The sequence below is a fragment of the Streptomyces flavusporus genome, from assembly GCF_046267975.1.
GTDB lineage: Bacteria > Actinomycetota > Actinomycetes > Streptomycetales > Streptomycetaceae > Streptomyces > Streptomyces flavusporus.
Window position 1 is genome coordinate 2414231 of sequence record NZ_CP176503.1, and the last position, 15859, is coordinate 2430089.

The following is a 15859-nucleotide window of genomic DNA, read 5'->3' on the forward strand; positions in this document are numbered from 1 at the left end:
CCAGCTCAGGGCTTTCTTACGGCGTGACTGTGCCCGGTACCCCCATTGGTACCGGGCACAGTCACGCCGCCTACTCCTACGCTCGACCGGCAGTCTTCTGCGTACGACGAGTGATGGAGTCAATAACCACCGTCGTCAGCAGCACGCCCGCCGTGATCATGTACTTCACCGGCTCGGCGATGGACTCCAGCTGAAGCCCGTACTGGATCGAAACAATCACCAGCACACCGAGAAGAGCGTTCCAGGTGCGGCCCCGCCCACCGAAGAGGCTGGTGCCACCGATCACGGCCGCAGCGATCGCGTTCATCAGCAGGTCACCCGTACCCGCACTCTGGTTGGCAGACGCGATCTTCGACGCCAGGAACAGACCACCGATCGCCGCGAACCCACCGGAGATCGCGAAGACGGAGATCCGCACCGCGGTGACGTTGATACCCGCACGACGCGACGCCTCGACGCTGCCACCGAGCGCGAACACCTTGCGCCCGTACGACGTCCGCCGCAGCACGAAGTCCGTGCCGACGAGGAACACCAGGAAGATCACCGTGGCCAGCGGCAGGCCCTTGTACTGGTTGTACATGAACGCCGCGGCGAAGGAGACCACCGTCAGCAGCCCTGTTCGCAGCAGCGTGTCGCTCAGCGGCCGCGACGGGACACCCGCCGCCTCACGGCGCCGGTTGCCGAGGAACGAGGTGGTGAAGAAGACCGCGGTCACCACGGCCGCCAGGCCGTACGCGGCGGCGATGTCCGTGAAGAAGTACGTCGTCAGCTGGCCGATGAAGCCGTCGCTGTCGAGGTTGATCGTGCCGTTCTCGCCCAGTGTCTGGAGCATGAAGCCCAGCCAGAAGAGCAGACCGGCCAGGGTGACCGCGAACGCCGGAGCGCCGAGGACCGCGAAGAAGAAGCCGTGCGCCGCGCCGATGACGACGCCCGCGCCGACGGCGAACAGCACCGCCAGCCACTCGGGCCAGCCCTGGTTGACCGCCATCACTGCCGCGATGGCGCTGGACGCGCCGCTGACCGAGCCGACGGACAGGTCGATCTCGCCGAGCAGCAGCACGAAGACGATGCCGACGGAGATCATGCCCGTGCCGACCATCGTGACGGTGATGTCGCTGATGTTCTGCGCGGACAGGAACGCCGAGTTGAGGGACTGGAAGACGACGCAGATGACGACCAGGCCGACGATGACGGGCAGGGAGCCCAGCTCGCCCGCCTTCATCTTGCGCTTGAACTCACCGAGGTAGCCGGCGAGGCCCTGCTCGCGCACCAGGAGCCGCGGGTCGACCGCGGTCACCGCGGCGGCGGCGGCCTCGGGGTTCTCGACGACGGTCTCGTCCTGCGGGGACGTGGAGGTCTTGTCGATGCTCACTGGGAAACCTCCCCGGTCGTGCGCGCCGCACGGCGGGTCACGGCGTTGTCGGTGGCGCCGGTGATGGCGGAGATGATCTCCTCCTGCGAGGTTGTCTTGACCTCGAAGACGCCGTTGTTGCGGCCCAGGCGCAGCACCGCCACCTTGTCGGCGACGGCCTTCACATCGGCCATGTTGTGGCTGATCAGGATCACGGCGTGGCCGCGCTCGCGCAGCCGCTCGACCAAGTCGAGGACCTGGGCGGTCTGCTCGACGCCGAGGGCCGCGGTGGGCTCGTCGAGGATGACCAGCTTGGGCTCGCCGAGCATGGAGCGGGCGATGGCCACGGTCTGGCGCTGACCGCCGGAGAGCGAGGCGATCGGGATGCGCACGCTGGGGATGCGGATCGACAGCGTCTTGAGCAGCTCCTGGGAGCGGCGCTCCATCTCGACCTCGTCGAGGACGCCCCACTTCCGCAGCTCACGGCCGAGGAACAGGTTGCCGACGACGTCGATGTTGTCGCACAGCGCGAGGTCCTGGTAGACCGTCGCGATGCCCAGGGCCTGGGCGTCGTGCGGCCTGTTGATCGAAACGGGCTTGCCTTCCCATTCGATGACGCCCTCATCGATGGGGTGCACGCCGGCGATCGTCTTGACCAGCGTGGACTTTCCGGCGCCGTTGTCGCCGACCAGGGCGACCACTTCACCGGCGTGGACCTCAAGCTCTACGTCGGTGAGCGCCTGAACGGCACCGAACCGCTTGGAGACCCCGCGCAACGCCAGCACGGGCGTAGCGGACACGTGAACCATCTCCTTCGCCGCCTGACCCGGCGGGAGGTTGTGCAGAAGACTGGGGGGATGTTCCGTCCGGCGCCCCGCACGAGCTTGCGGGGCTGTGTGTACGCGGGGCGCCGGAGGAGCCTGGAGAACTGCAGTCCCGTACGGGAATCCAAGGACGAGTTCCTGGGTGATTCCCGTACTTTCAAAGGGACTTGCGGTTGCTTACTTCAGGCCGATCTTGGCGCAGGCCGACTTGTACTTGCCGGTGCAGATCTCGTCGACCGTGTAGACGCCGTCCTTGATGACGGTGTCGTTGATGTTGTCCTTGGTCAGCGAGGTGACCGGGACCAGAACCGACGGAACATCCTTGGCGCTGTCGCTGGAGACCTTGTCCTTGGCGATGGAGTCCAGGGACTCGCCCTTGGCGAGCGCGACGGCCATCTCGGCGGCGGCCTCGGCCTCGGGGGCGTACGGCTTGTAGACGCTCATGTACTGCTCACCGGTGACGATGCGCTGCACGGCGGCGAGTTCGGCGTCCTGGCCGGTGACCGGGACGTCGATGCCGGCCGACTTCAGGGCGGTGATGATGCCGCCCGCCATGCCGTCGTTGGCGGAGTAGACGCCGACGATCTTCTTCTTGCCGAGTGCCGAGATCGCGGACTCCATGTTGGAGTTGGCGTTCTCCGGCTTCCACTCCTTGGTGTCGTACTCCTTGCCGATCTTCACCTTGCCGTCGAGGACGGAGTGCGCGCCCTCCTTGAACTGGGCGGCGTTCGGGTCGGTGACGGAGCCGTTCATCATGACGATCTGGCCGTCCTTGGCCTTGTCGCCGAGCGCCTCCAGGAGGGCCTCGCCCTGGGTCTTGCCGACCTGGACGTTGTCGAACGAGGTGTAGGCGCTGATCGGGCCCTCGGCCAGGCGGTCGTAGGCGACGACCTCGATGCCGGCGTCGACGGCCTTCTGCACGGAGTTCTTGATGGCCTTGGCGTCCACCGCGTCCAGGATCAGCACGTCCACCTTGTTGGTGATCATGGTGTCGACCTGCTGCGCCTGCAGGTTGGCGTCCTGCTTGGCGTTGTTGTACTGGATCTCCGCCTTGTTGTTCGTCAGCTCCTTGATCTTCTGCTCGATCAGAGGCCGGTCGAACTTCTCGTAGCGCGCGGTCTGGTTCTCCGGAAGGAGGAGGCCGACCTTGATGTCGTCGCCCTTGGCGGCGGAGCCGGTGGAGTCGTTGTCGCCGCCGCCCGCTTCCTCAGCGCTGCCACAGGCGGCGAGAGAAACGGCCATCGCACCCGCGGCAATGGCGACTGCGGCACGACGCATACGCGTGTTCACTTCATAACCTCCCTGACGAGGCCGCGTCGTTGCGGCCGAGGTGGCTGGAAGTCAACTCGGCCACACGTGCGACGTCAAGAAGTAAATCCTTAACGGGTTGGCAACGGTGCCATCCGTTCTCTAAGTGAAGGCGGGTACCGCGGCAGTCGGCGTGCCGTCCAAAAGGGTTGAATCGCCCATCTCGCTGAGTGCGAGGGCGAGCGCCCCGAGCACCTCCGCACGGCCCCCAAGCGCCCCCGGAAGAACGGAGAGTTGACGCGCCGCGCTCGGGATGGCGTAGCGGCCGACGGACTCCCTGATCGGCCCCAGCACCAGCTCACCGGCCTCGGCGAGATCGCCGCCCAGCACCACGCGGCTCGGGTTCAGGAGGTTGCAGAGATTGGCGACTCCGCTGCCGATGTGACGGCCGACGTCGGCGATCACCCGACGGCAGCCCGGGTCGCCGTCCCGCGCCAGCCGTACGACCCCTTCCATGGTCAGGTCGGTGCCGTGACTGGGCTGGAGAAGTGGGAGCACATAGCGCGCGGCCGTGAAGGTCTCCAGGCAGCCGCGGTTTCCGCAGCGGCAGACGGGCCCGGATTCATCGAGTGTGATATGCCCGATTTCACCTGCTGTGCCGCCGGGACCCCGGTAGATCCTCCCGTCGATCACCAGGCCGGCGCCGACACCGCTGGCGACCTTGATGTACGCCAGGTCCCGCACGCCCTTGCCGCTGCCCCAGACCAGCTCGCCCAGGGCGCCCAGGTTGGCGTCGTTGTCCACGTGCACCGGTACGCCGAGCCGCCCCCGCAGCTCCTCGGCGGGCTTGGCGCCGGTCCAGCCGGGCAGGATGGCGGTGGAGCCCAGCGTCCCGGACTCCACGTCGATCGGGCCGGGGACGCCCAGGCCCACCCCGGCGATCTTGCCGCGGTCCACTCCGGTCGCCGCGATCAGCCGGTTGACCAGCATTTCCGCCCGGTCGAAGCCCTGCGCCGCGGAGGCGTCCACGTCCAGCGGCTCGGACTCCTCGGCCAGCACCTGGTGGGCGAGGTTCCCGACCGCGACGCGCAAATGCGTGTGCCCGAAGTCCACCCCGATGACAATCCCGGCGTCACCGCTGAGCGAGACGCTGCGGGCCCGCCGGCCACCCGCCGAGGTGGGCGTGACCTCGACCGTTCCGCCGTCCTTGAGCTCCCGGACGATGTTGGAGACCGTCGCCGCGGACAGTCCGGTCGTCCTTGCGATCTCCGCCTGGGTGAGGGATCCCGCCAGCCGCACGGCTCGTACGACCCGCTCCAGGTTGGCTCGGTGCAGCGACGACTGCGACCCCGGAGTCTCCACGACGACCTCCTGCGCACGGGACCGCCTCGATGAGGCCCCGTCTATGTCCAACTAGTGAACTCTAAGCTGAGCCGCACGGGGTGCCTCCCGTCAAGAGGTTGAACAGTTTCCGGGATCGTGCACACAGCACGCACACCACCCCCCGGCACGGAAGCGGTGTGCGTGCAATCGGCTACGGAACGCTACTTCAGGGTTGCCGAGGTCAGACCCGCCTGCACCTGGCGCTGGAAGGACAGACAGACCACCAGCATCGGGATCATCGCAATCGTCACGCCTGCGAACAGCACGGCAGATAGGACCGAGGGCGTGGCGCCGAATTCGCGGTCACAACCCCACCACGCGTCACTTCAACGCCCCCGCCGTAAGCCCCTGTACCACCTGGCGCTGGAAAACGATGTAGGCCGCGAGCACCGGCAGCATCGCCATGACCAGACCGGCGAAGAGGCCGGACCAGTCGCCCTTGTAACCCTGGCTGACGGCCAGCTGCACCAGGCCCTGGGTGAGGACCCGCTTGTCGGGGTCGGTGTTGAGAACCGTGGGCAGCATGTACTGGTTCCACTGGCCCAGGAAGTTGAAGATGCCGACGCTGACCAAGCCGGGCTTGGCCATCGGGAGCATGATCTGGAAGAACGTGCGGGTATGGGAAGCGCCGTCGACGAAGGCCGCCTCGGCCACCGATGTCGGCAGCGTGCGGAAGAACGCCGTCAGGAAGAACACCGTGAACGGCAGCGAATACGCGATGTAGACCAGGATCAGGCCGTGGATCGTGTTCAGCAGGCCCATGTTGTTGACGACGTAGAACAGCGGGACCAGCGCGAGCATGATCGGGAAGCTCATGCCGCCGATGAACAGGTAGTAGATGAAGCGGTTGCCCGGGAAGTCGAAGCGGGCGAGAACGTATGCCGCCATCGAGCCGAGCACCAGCGTGCCAACGAGCGAACCTCCCACCACCAGGATCGTGTTGAGGAAGTAGTCGCTCATGTTGGCCTCGGTCCACGCCCGCGACCAGTTCGAGAAGTGCAGTTTGTCCGGCAGTGACCACGGCGAGCCGAAGATGGAGCTGTCGTCCTTGAAGGACGTCATCACCGCCCACAGCAGCGGCATGACGACCATGAACGCCCAAATGATGAGAATGCCGTGCGAGAAGGCGTTGAGGACGGTGCCCTCTTTCTTCTCCCTGGACGGCACTTCGGCCGGTACACGGGTCTTACTCACAGGCACACCGGACTCGGCCGGTACGGGGGCGGAGGTCTCGGTTGTCTTCATCTGTCAGAACTCCAGCCGCTCGCGCCGCCCCAGCCGCATCACGACCGCGGCGAAGGCCAGCGTGACGATGAGCAGGGCGACGCCGATGGTGGTGGCGTAGGCGGCCTGCCCGTCACGGAACGCTTTCTGGTACACGTACAGAACCATGACCGTGGTCGAATAGTCGGGGCCGCCGGGCCCGGTCGTCATGATGTGTACGACCGCGAAGGACTCGGCGCCGAGGGCGAGGATGCCCATGTAGACCCAGCCGGACTGCACGGTGTCCCACAGCAGCGGCAGGGTGATCCGGAAGAACGTGTTGGCGCGGCCGGCGCCGTCGAGCAGCGCGGCCTCGTACAGATCGGCCGGAATGGAGGCCATGCCCGCGGAGAACAGGACCACGAAGAAGCCGACCGTGGACCAGACGATCACCGCCATCACGGCCCACAGGGCGAGGTTCGGGTCGCCCAGCCAGAGCGGCTGGACGCTGTCGAGCCCGATCCCGCGCAGGATCGAATTGATCGCTCCGCTGTCCGGGTTGTACGCGAAGGCGAACAGCAGCGCGACGATGGCGATCGACAGCACCTGCGGGAAGAAGTAGACGATCTTGTAGAACGAGGAACCGCGGACACCGGTGATCGCCGGGCCACCTTTTCTGCGCCGTCCGCCCACATTGATCATGAAGGCGAGGAACAGCGCGAAACCGATCGTCACCAGCGGCAACAACAACGCGAACAACAGGCTGTGCTGCAACGACTTCCAGAAGATGTCGTCGTCGAGCATCCTTTCGTAGTTGTCGAAGCCGACCATCTTGAACTCAGGGCTCAGACCGGTCCAGTCCGTGAACGAGTAGTAAATGGACTGGATGAACGGCCAGACGACGAAGAGCCCGTACAGCCCCAGGGGCACCGCGAGGAACCCCACGATGAACCGGTACTTGCCGTGCCGCATTGCTATCGACCCCGATCTGCGCGCGGGTGCAGCCGCTGGTGACTGATCCTCACGGGACCTACTGGTGCTTGTAGTGCTTGATCGACGTGTCCTTCGCGGTCTCGTCGGCGAAGCCCTGGATCTTCTTGATGGCCTCGGCCGGGGTGAGGCGACCGGCCATCATCTCGCCGAGACCGGCCACACCGATCTTCTCCTTCTGCAGCTGCACGTACCAGTCCTGCATCCGCGGATTCACCACGTTCTCGCCGGCCTTGTCCAGCGCCGCGACGCCGGACGTGAGACCCGGGGTGAGGGTGATGCCGTCGGTACCGCCGTTGTACGCGGTCAGCGACTTGACCTTGCTGGTGAAGTTCTTGGAGCTCGCCTCGCTCAGCATGACGCGCAGTTGCTCCATGCCGCCCGCGGTGTTCTTCGCCTTGGCCGGGACGATGAACGGCTCACCGCCGGAGGCCCAGATGGTGCCGAAGGGCAGCTTGTCGGAGGAGTCGATGCCGGTGGGCGCGGAGACGGCGAGGTCGAAGTCCTTGGGGATGACGTTCGCCGACTCGTTCTCCACCCAGGAGCCGTTCGGGATGAACAGGGCCTTGCCCTGGGCCCAGGCGGTCTGCGACTGGATGTGGTCCAGGCCGGGGGTGCCCTTGAGGATGTAGCCCTTCTGGTAGAGCTCATAGTAGGCGTCGAAGCACGCCTTGACCGCCGGGTGCTTCCAGGCGTTCGGCTCCAGGTTGTCGATGGCGTCGAGCACCTCCACCCCGCCCACCTTGCCGATCATCGGGTAGAGCGAGAAGGGAATGTAATACGGGTACTTGCCCGCGTACGTCCAGCCCGCCATGCCCTTCTTCTTGGCCTTCTCGCAGACCGCGAGCATCTGGTCCCAGGTCTCCGGGTACTGCTCGTCGAGCGAGTCCAGGGCCTTCTGCGAGTACCAGACGCCGTACACCGTGTAGGCGTAGTACATGATCCAGACCGGATCGCCGTCCAACTGGCCCATCTCCACGATGCCCGGGCGCAGCGTGTCACGGACCTTCTTGTTCGGGTCGTCGTACGACGGGGCGTCCAGCAGCGGCGTGAGGTCAGCGAGCTGGTTCTTGCTGGAGAGGACGCCCATGTCCATCTGCTCGGCACCGGAGTTGTCGATGAGGTCCGGCGGGGTGCCCTGGTTGAAGCGGGGCTGGAGCGTGGACTGGATCTTCTGGGTGGCGGAGAACTTCACGTCCACCTTGGGGAAGTTCTGCTCGTAGATCTTCACGGCGTCCTCAGCATATTCCTTGCCGAAGCCACCGTCGAACAGTACGAATTCCATCTGCGCGCTGTCGTTGACGCCGAGCGGGTTCTTCTCGGTCTTCTTGCCCGCTTCGGCCTTGTCCTCGTCATCTCCCCCGCTGCTGGCACACGCGGACAGGAAGCTCATCGTCGGTACGGAGATCAGACCGAGCGCGGCAGAACGCTTGATCACATCGCGGCGCTTTACACCCTCTGCGCTGCTGACATCGGAAGTGGATCCCATCAGACCTACCTTCAAGGAGACCGCCGGCTTTGGCCAACGGTTAATCGAATCCTTGTCCGTGCGGTGCGAAGCGCCGCAATATCACTCCGGCCATGTTCCCGGAGGGCACCCGCAATAGACCTGCGGCATGTGTATATTGATCACGTGTCTGCGACCAATAAGGCTCGCCGGTTCTCTGGTGGCGTATACGACCTCGGGCTGCATGTGGTGTGGTGCTCGAAGTACCGCAGACCAGTCCTCGACGGCCAGGTCGCGGAACGTCTTCGTGAACTGATCGAGCAGAAGGCTGACGAACGGGGGTGGCATATCGTGGCACTCGATGTGTTGCCCGACCATGTCCGTCTGTTCCTCAAGCACGATCCGAAGGCGTCGGCCTCACATGTGGCCAACCAGTTCAAGGGCCTCACCTCCCGCGTACTACGGGAAGAATTCCCGCACCTGAAGAGCCGCCTGCCCACACTGTGGTCGTCGTCGTACTTCGCCGCCTCGGTCGGCGCCGTCTCTGTGAAGACAGTGCAGCAGTACATCGAGACGCAGTGGGAACGTCCCCTGAAGGAAAGCCAGGAGACGATCGCTTGAGACGCGCCTGCAAATTCCTTCTTCGACCCACCGTGCGCCAGGAGCAGGCGCTCCGGGACATGCTCCGGGATCACTGCGCCCTCTACAACGCCGCGCTTCAGGAGCGGCGCGACGCTTATCAGCACGCGTCGAAGACGAACATCAGCTACGGACAGCAATCCGCCCAGCTTTCGGAGATCCGCAACTTCGGCCCGGGCCAGGCACGCTGGTCGTTCTCCTCCCAGCAGGCAACCCTTCGTCGGCTGAACAAAGCGTTCGCCGCCTTCTTCAGTCGTATCAAGAAAGGCGAGAAGGCCGGATACCCCAGGTTCAAAGGCGTAGGACACTTCGATACCGTTGAGTTCCCGAAGAACGGCGACGGCTGCCGCTGGGATTCCACCCCGCACGACACGCAGACCCGAGTACGCCTGCAAGGCGTCGGACATGTCCGGGTCCACCAGCACCGACCCGTACCCGGTCGGGTGAAAACGGTGAGTGTCAAGCGGGAAGGCCGCCGTTGGTACGTGATTCTCGCCTGTGACGACGTACCTGCCAAGCCGCTTCCGGCCACAGGATCGATCGTCGGCATCGACATGCGCACGGTGTATTTCTTCACCGACTCGAGCGGCAATCACGTCACCAACCCACGCCTTATGGAGAAGTCCGCCAAGGAGCTGGCGGAGGCACAGCGGCTTCTGGACACCTTCCCCAAGCGCACGAAGCGCCGGACCAAGAAGCACCGCGCCGCGGCTCGGAAGGTCGCCAAGCTGCATAGGAAGGTGCGACGTCAGCGGCTCGACCATCACCACAAGACAGCGAGCGCACTCGTGCGAAAGCATGACGTGATTGCCCACGAGAGACTGAACACGGCGGGCATGACCAAGAGGCCCGCGCCCAAGCCCGACCCCAGGCGCGACGGTGTGTTCCTTCCGAACAAGGCCGCCGCCAAAGCCGGGCTGAACCGCAGCATCCTCGATGCGGGTTGGGGATTGTTCCTCGGAATCCTGGCGAACAAGGCTGAGAGCGCTGGTCGCCGCGTGATCCCCGTGGACGCCCACAACACCTCCCGCACCTGCCCGGAGTGTGGGCACGTTGCCAAGGAGAACCGCACCAGCCAAGCGAAGTTCGAGTGCGCAGCGTGCGGATTCGCCGCCAACGCGGACCACGTCGGCGCATTGAGCATCCTCAACAGGGCCGGGCTGGCCCTCTGCGCCGATTAGTCGGCGACGCAGGAAGCTCGCTGCTTCAGCGGTGGGCGGAGTCACGCTCAAGTCCTCGCCTTCAGGACTCAGGCGGTGAACCGGAACCTCCCCGGCACCGCAGTCGGGCCAAGCTAGGACGTACAAGTCGTGCGGGAAGTGCTTCGTACTTGATGGGCCAGGGCTGGGGGTACTCGGTGGTTAGTGCGTTCAGGCACGGCAACCACCTGTGCCCGGCCACCGTCGAACGGCTACGGACGCCGACAGGTATAGTCCACTTCCCGCCAACAGAGCAAGATCGAATGCAAGGTTGGCCGTCGGCTTTTCCGAGTTGAGACCTCGCGGAAATATGAGCTGCCTGTGGGCGCCTTGCCGGAAAAATCCGCGAGATTGAGCCCGAACGCCGCAGCCACCTTGACAGCACTGACTACTTGAGCCACTACTGGATCTTGCGCACGAAAGTTGACAACGTTGTCCAGCGTGGTGCAGGGAGGGTGCTCGCTCATGCAGCACAGAGTTCGGCACAGATGGGGTCCGGCGGTCGTGACGGCGACCGCCTTTGCTTTGGCCGTGGGCTCACAGGGGGTGGCAGTCGCGGTGCCGGAAGCACCCACCGCCGACCGGGAGTTCGCGTCCTCGTTCGAGGCCGGGGAGCCGGCCCCGGACTGGCTCAACACCGTCGACACCGCACCGGACGGCAGCAAGCGCGCCGCGGGCGTCGACGGCGGGTACAGCAGCGGCATTCCGGGCAATGTGACCGACCATGTCACCGACGTACGGGCGAGCGGCGAGAACACCGGCGCCGGCGAGGTGAAGGAGAACCTCGTCGACACGGAGCCGAGCACCAAGTGGCTGACGTTCGAGCCCACCGGCTGGGTCGAGTTCGACCTGGACAAGCCGGCCAAAATCACCAGGTACGCCCTCACTTCGGCCAACGACCACGACGAACGCGACCCCGCGGACTGGACCCTGCAGGGCTCCACCGACGGCAAGGACTGGAAGACCCTCGACACCCGCACCGGCGAGTCCTTCCCGGAACGCTTCCAGACCAAGACGTACGACATCGCCGAGACCGCCGCCGCCGAGTACCGGCACTACCGGCTCGACGTCACCAGGAACCACGGCGGCGACATCCTCCAGCTCGCGGACGTGCAGTTCTCCACAGGCGGCGATGACGGCCCCGTACCGCAGGACATGCTCTCGCTGGTCGACCGCGGCCCGAGCGGCTCGCCCACCGCGAAGGCGGGCGCGGGCTTCACCGGCAAGCGGGCGCTGCGCTACGCCGGCCGGCACACCGCGGACGGGCGGGCGTACTCGTACAACAAGGTCTTCGACGTCGACGTGGCCGTCGGCCGCGACACCGAACTCTCGTACCGCATCTTCCCGTCGATGACGGACGGCGACCGCGACTACGACGCCACCAACGTCTCGGTGGACCTGGCGTTCACCGACGGCACTCACCTGAGCGACCTGGGCGCCACCGACCAGCACGGCTTCGCACTGTCGCCGCGAGGGCAGGGCGCCGCCAAGGTGCTGTACGTCAACCAGTGGAACAACGTCGTCTCGCGGATCGGTTCGGTCGCGGCGGGCAAGACCGTCGACCGGATCCTGGTGGCGTACGACTCCCCCGCGGGCCCGGCGAAGTTCCGTGGCTGGGTGGACGACGTGTCCCTGAAGGTCAGGGCCCCTGAGAAGCCGAAGGCGCACCTGTCGGACTACGCCGTCACCACCCGCGGCACCCACTCCAGCAACGGTTTCTCGCGCGGCAACAACTTCCCGGCGACCGCCGTGCCGCACGGCTTCAACTTCTGGACGCCGGTGACCAACGCGGGCTCGCTGAGCTGGCTGTACGACTATGCACGTGCGAACAACGCGGACAACCTGCCGACGATCCAGGCGTTCAGCGCCAGCCATGAGCCCAGCCCCTGGATGGGTGACCGGCAGACCTTCCAGGTGATGCCGTCCGCCGCCGCCGGAACCCCGGACAACGGCCGTGAGGCACGGGAGCTGGCCTTCCGGCACGAGAACGAGACCGCGCGGCCGTACTACTACGGCGTACGGTTCGAGAACGGGCTGAAGACCGAGATGGCGCCGACCGACCACGCGGCGGTCCTCCGCTTCACCTACCCCGGCGACGACGCGAGCGTCCTCTTCGACAACGTGACGGACCAGGCGGGCCTCACGCTCGACAAGGAGAAGGGGATCGTCACCGGCTACTCCGACGTGAAGTCCGGGCTGTCGACGGGAGCGACCCGCCTCTTCGTCTACGGCGTGTTCGACAAGCAGGTGACGGACGGGGCGTCGAGCGGGGTCAAGGGGTACCTGCGGTTCAAGGCCGACGACCGAACCGTCACGCTGCGGCTCGCGACCTCCCTCATCAGCGTCGACCAGGCCAGGGACAACCTGCGCCAGGAGATCCCGGACGGCATGTCCTTCGAGGAGGTCAAGGACCGCGCCCAGCGGCAGTGGGACCGGCTGCTCGGCAAGGTCGAGGTCGAGGGCGCGACGCCGGACCAGCTGACGACGCTGTACTCCAGCCTGTACCGGCTGTACCTCTACCCCAACTCCGGCTTCGAGAAGGTCGGTTCGAAGTACCAGTACGCCTCCCCGTTCTCGCCCATGCCCGGCCCGGACACGCCGACGCACACCGGCGCGAAGATCGTGGACGGCAAGGTGTACGTCAACAACGGTTTCTGGGACACGTACCGGACGACCTGGCCGGCGTACTCGCTGCTGACACCCTCTCAGGCGGGCGAGATGGTCGACGGGTTCGTGCAGCAGTACAAGGACGGCGGCTGGACCTCCCGCTGGTCCTCGCCGGGGTACGCCGACTTGATGACCGGCACGTCCTCGGACGTCGCCTTCGCGGACGCGTACGTCAAGGGTGTCGACTTCGACGCGAAGGCGGCGTACGACGCGGCGGTGAAGAACGCGACGGTGGTGCCGCCGTCGTCGGGCGTGGGCCGCAAGGGCATGGTGACCTCACCCTTCCTCGGCTACACCAGCACCGACACGCACGAGGGCCTGTCGTGGGCGCTGGAGGGCTACCTCAACGACTACGGCATCGCACAGATGGGGCGGGCCCTGTACCGGAAGACGGGCGACAAGCGCTACAAGGAAGAATCCGCCTACTTCCTCGACCGCGCCCAGAAGTACGTGAACCTCTTCGACTCCGAGGCCGGTTTCTTCCAGGGCAGGGACGCCCAGGGCAACTGGCGTGTGGAGTCCTCGAGGTACGACCCGCGCGTGTGGGGCTACGACTACACCGAGACCAACGGCTGGGGCTACGCCTTCACCGCCCCGCAGGACAGCCGGGGCCTGGCCAACCTGTACGGCGGCCGGTCCGGGCTCGCGGAGAAGCTGGACGAGTACTTCAGCACGCCCGAGACGGCGTCGCCGGAGTTCGTCGGCTCGTACAACGGCGTGATCCATGAGATGACGGAGGCGCGGGACGTCCGGATGGGCATGTACGGGCACTCCAACCAGGTCGCCCACCACGCCATCTACATGTACGACGCGGCCGGACAGCCCTGGAAGGCGCAGAGATACGTCCGTGAGGTGCTGTCCCGGCTCTACACCGGCAGCGAGATCGGCCAGGGCTACCACGGCGACGAGGACAACGGCGAACAGTCGGCCTGGTACCTCTTCTCCGCCCTCGGCTTCTACCCCCTGGTGATGGGCAGCGGCGAGTACGCGGTCGGCTCCCCGCTGTTCACCAAGGCCACCGTCCATCTGGAGAACGGCCGTGACCTGGTGGTCCGGGCCCCGAAGAACAGCGCGAAGAACGTCTACGTCCAGGGCCTGAAGGTCAACGGCCGTACCTGGTCGTCGACTTCACTCCCCCACTCACGGCTCGCGAAAGGCGCAGTCCTGGACTTCGACATGGGCCCGAAGCCCTCGAAGTGGGGCACGGGCAGGGACGCCGCGCCCGTGTCGATCACCCAGGGCGACAAGGTGCCGACGCCCCGCACGGACGTGCTCCGGGGCGCGGGTCCCCTGTTCGACAACACGTCCGCGACGGACGCGAGCGTGACGTCCGTGGAGCTGCCGATGCCCGGGTGCGAGTGGGCCGTGCAGTACACGCTGACGTCGTCGGCCGACCACACGAAGGCCCCGACCGGCTGGACCCTCCAGGGCTCGTCCGACGGGACCACATGGCGGACTCTGGACAAGCGATCCGGGGAGTCCTTCACCTGGGACAGACAGACCCGCGCGTTCTCCGTGGGGTCACCGGGTCCGTACGAGAAGTACCGTCTGGTCCTGGACGGCGAGGGGACCGTGTCCGAGGTGGAACTTCAGACTTGAGGCAGCCCCGCCAGGAAGCCAATACGATCAAGAACCTCAAGTCCGGAAAGGTCCTGCAGGCCGTGAGCTCTGCTAACGGCGCCAGGGTTGTCCAGCAGCCAAGAGAGGTTGGCGTCAACCTGCAGGACTGGTTCCTTGTCCTGGACGAGCCCTACCGCAGCTTCGAGAACTTCGAGTCGGGGCTGAATCTCGGTAGCGACGGTGCCAGCACCGCTGTAGGCGCGGCGGCCATCACGGCGAGGGGATCCAGCGACACCAACCAGGACTGGGTGAAGGACGACGACGCTTACAGCGGGGAATACTTCGCACTGAAGAATCGCAAGAGCGGCTTGTGCCTGGGTATTTCAGGTGCAAGTACAGCCAACGGTGCACTGAAGTTCCCCCCTGGACCTGGACAGCGGATGGTTACGCTGCGGGGGTGAGGTCGTGGGCCGTCAGGGTTCTAGTCTCGAGCGGCGTGACGTAGCCGTACACGGGGTGCTTGCGCAGCCGGGTGCGGTTGTACTCGACCTCTATGAAGCGGAAGACGTCAGCGCGGGCCGCTTCGTGGGACTCCCAGACGGTGGTTCCGATCTCCGCTTTCAGCAGTCCGAAAAAGCTTTCGGCCGCGGCGTTATCGTAACACGAGCCCGTTCTTCCCATACTCTGCCTCAGGTTCAACTCCCGTATCAGCATGCGGTATTCGCGCGACGTGTACTCCGAGCCCCGGTCCGAGTGCGCGATGCAGCCCGGCTTGAGGGCGCCACGGCCGGCGGCCATCTTCAGGGCGTCGACGACCAGCTCGGCGCGGTGGTGGTCGGCCATCGCGTACCCGACCACCTCGCGAGTAGCCAGGTCGATGACCGTCGCCAGATACCACCAGCCGGCCAACGTCGGCAGATAGGTGATGTCGGAGACCAGCTTCGTGCCCGGCTCGACAGCGGTGAAGTCGCGTCCGACCAGGTCCGGGGAGGGTGCCGCCTTACGGTCTGCCTTGGTGAGGCTGCGCCGCTTGCGGCGGGTGATCCCGCGGATGTCGTGCTCGCGCATCAGCCGCTCGACCCTCTTCCGGTTGATCCGGCGTCCCCGGCGGCGCAGGGCCGCGGTGATCCTCGGGGAGCCGTAGGCGCGGCGGGACTCCTCGTGGATCTGCCGGATCTCGGCCACCAGTTCGTCCTCCTCGCGCGCTGTGGCGGCAGCGGCCGGACGGGCGGCGAGGTAGGCGTAGTAGCCGGAGCGTGAGATCTTCAGAGCCCGGCACAGCAACGAGACGCTGTAGCCGTCCGGACGGTCGGGGCCGGCCTTCTCCACGTCGACGAACGCGTAGCGC

Annotated in this window: 12 protein-coding genes and 1 pseudogene; 4 read left to right on the forward strand and 9 right to left on the reverse strand. The window is 66.0% G+C overall.

Going from position 1 to position 15859, the window contains the following annotated elements:
• Positions 1 to 76 precede the first annotated feature (76 nt).
• The 8 genes and pseudogenes from ACKTSN_RS11335 to ngcE form a co-directional block, all read right to left on the reverse strand.
• Complete coding sequence (locus tag ACKTSN_RS11335) at positions 77 to 1372, reverse strand: sugar ABC transporter permease (protein WP_409468986.1); 1296 nt, start codon at positions 1370 to 1372, stop codon at positions 77 to 79.
• Positions 1369 to 2160 (reverse strand): ATP-binding cassette domain-containing protein, encoded by a 792-nt coding sequence (locus ACKTSN_RS11340; RefSeq protein WP_409468987.1) that lies wholly within the window; start codon positions 2158 to 2160, stop codon positions 1369 to 1371. Before ACKTSN_RS11340 ends, ACKTSN_RS11335 begins: the two co-directional genes overlap by 4 nt.
• Before the next feature lie 192 nt (positions 2161 to 2352).
• The gene (locus tag ACKTSN_RS11345) at positions 2353 to 3453 is read right to left on the reverse strand and encodes a sugar ABC transporter substrate-binding protein (RefSeq protein WP_409474805.1); all 1101 of its coding nucleotides are present in this window, start codon (positions 3451 to 3453) and stop codon (positions 2353 to 2355) included.
• A gap of 132 nt (positions 3454 to 3585) precedes the next feature.
• Positions 3586 to 4785: an ROK family transcriptional regulator gene (locus ACKTSN_RS11350; RefSeq protein WP_409468988.1), complete on the reverse strand. Its 1200-nt coding sequence runs from the start codon at positions 4783 to 4785 to the stop codon at positions 3586 to 3588.
• 182 nt (positions 4786 to 4967) lie between these two features.
• Positions 4968 to 5072: pseudogene (locus ACKTSN_RS11355) on the reverse strand (carbohydrate ABC transporter permease); the annotation flags it as partial.
• A gap of 55 nt (positions 5073 to 5127) precedes the next feature.
• Positions 5128 to 6051 carry a carbohydrate ABC transporter permease gene (locus ACKTSN_RS11360; RefSeq protein WP_409468989.1) on the reverse strand — a complete coding sequence of 308 codons (924 nt, stop codon included), beginning with the start codon at positions 6049 to 6051 and terminating at the stop codon, positions 5128 to 5130.
• A gap of 3 nt (positions 6052 to 6054) precedes the next feature.
• A complete protein-coding gene (locus ACKTSN_RS11365) occupies positions 6055 to 6981 on the reverse strand; it encodes a carbohydrate ABC transporter permease (RefSeq protein ID WP_409468990.1) in 927 nt (308 codons plus the stop codon).
• A gap of 58 nt (positions 6982 to 7039) precedes the next feature.
• On the reverse strand, positions 7040 to 8488 hold the full coding sequence (ngcE, locus tag ACKTSN_RS11370; protein ID WP_409468991.1) for an N-acetylglucosamine/diacetylchitobiose ABC transporter substrate-binding protein: 1449 nt from the start codon (positions 8486 to 8488) through the stop codon (positions 7040 to 7042).
• 144 nt (positions 8489 to 8632) lie between these two features.
• Between ngcE and tnpA the strand changes: the two genes are divergently transcribed.
• The 4 genes from tnpA to ACKTSN_RS11390 all read left to right on the forward strand — a co-directional run bounded on the left by tnpA (position 8633) and on the right by ACKTSN_RS11390 (position 14972).
• Positions 8633 to 9067 carry an IS200/IS605 family transposase gene (gene tnpA / locus ACKTSN_RS11375; RefSeq protein WP_409468992.1) on the forward strand — a complete coding sequence of 145 codons (435 nt, stop codon included), beginning with the start codon at positions 8633 to 8635 and terminating at the stop codon, positions 9065 to 9067.
• Positions 9064 to 10266 carry an RNA-guided endonuclease InsQ/TnpB family protein gene (locus ACKTSN_RS11380; protein ID WP_409468993.1) on the forward strand — a complete coding sequence of 401 codons (1203 nt, stop codon included), beginning with the start codon at positions 9064 to 9066 and terminating at the stop codon, positions 10264 to 10266. The genes tnpA and ACKTSN_RS11380 overlap by 4 nt, the downstream gene beginning before the upstream one ends.
• Positions 10267 to 10749: 483 nt before the next feature.
• Positions 10750 to 14550, forward strand: coding sequence for a GH92 family glycosyl hydrolase (locus tag ACKTSN_RS11385; RefSeq protein ID WP_409468994.1), 3801 nt, complete (start codon positions 10750 to 10752; stop codon positions 14548 to 14550).
• Entirely contained in the window at positions 14547 to 14972 is a 426-nt protein-coding gene (locus ACKTSN_RS11390; protein ID WP_409468995.1) for an RICIN domain-containing protein, read from the forward strand. The genes ACKTSN_RS11385 and ACKTSN_RS11390 overlap by 4 nt, the downstream gene beginning before the upstream one ends.
• Here ACKTSN_RS11390 and ACKTSN_RS11395 read toward each other — a convergent pair.
• The gene (locus tag ACKTSN_RS11395; RefSeq protein ID WP_409467272.1) at positions 14956 to 15840 is read right to left on the reverse strand and encodes an IS3 family transposase; all 885 of its coding nucleotides are present in this window, start codon (positions 15838 to 15840) and stop codon (positions 14956 to 14958) included. The genes ACKTSN_RS11390 and ACKTSN_RS11395 overlap by 17 nt on opposite strands.
• Between the last annotated feature and the right edge of the window lie 19 nt (positions 15841 to 15859).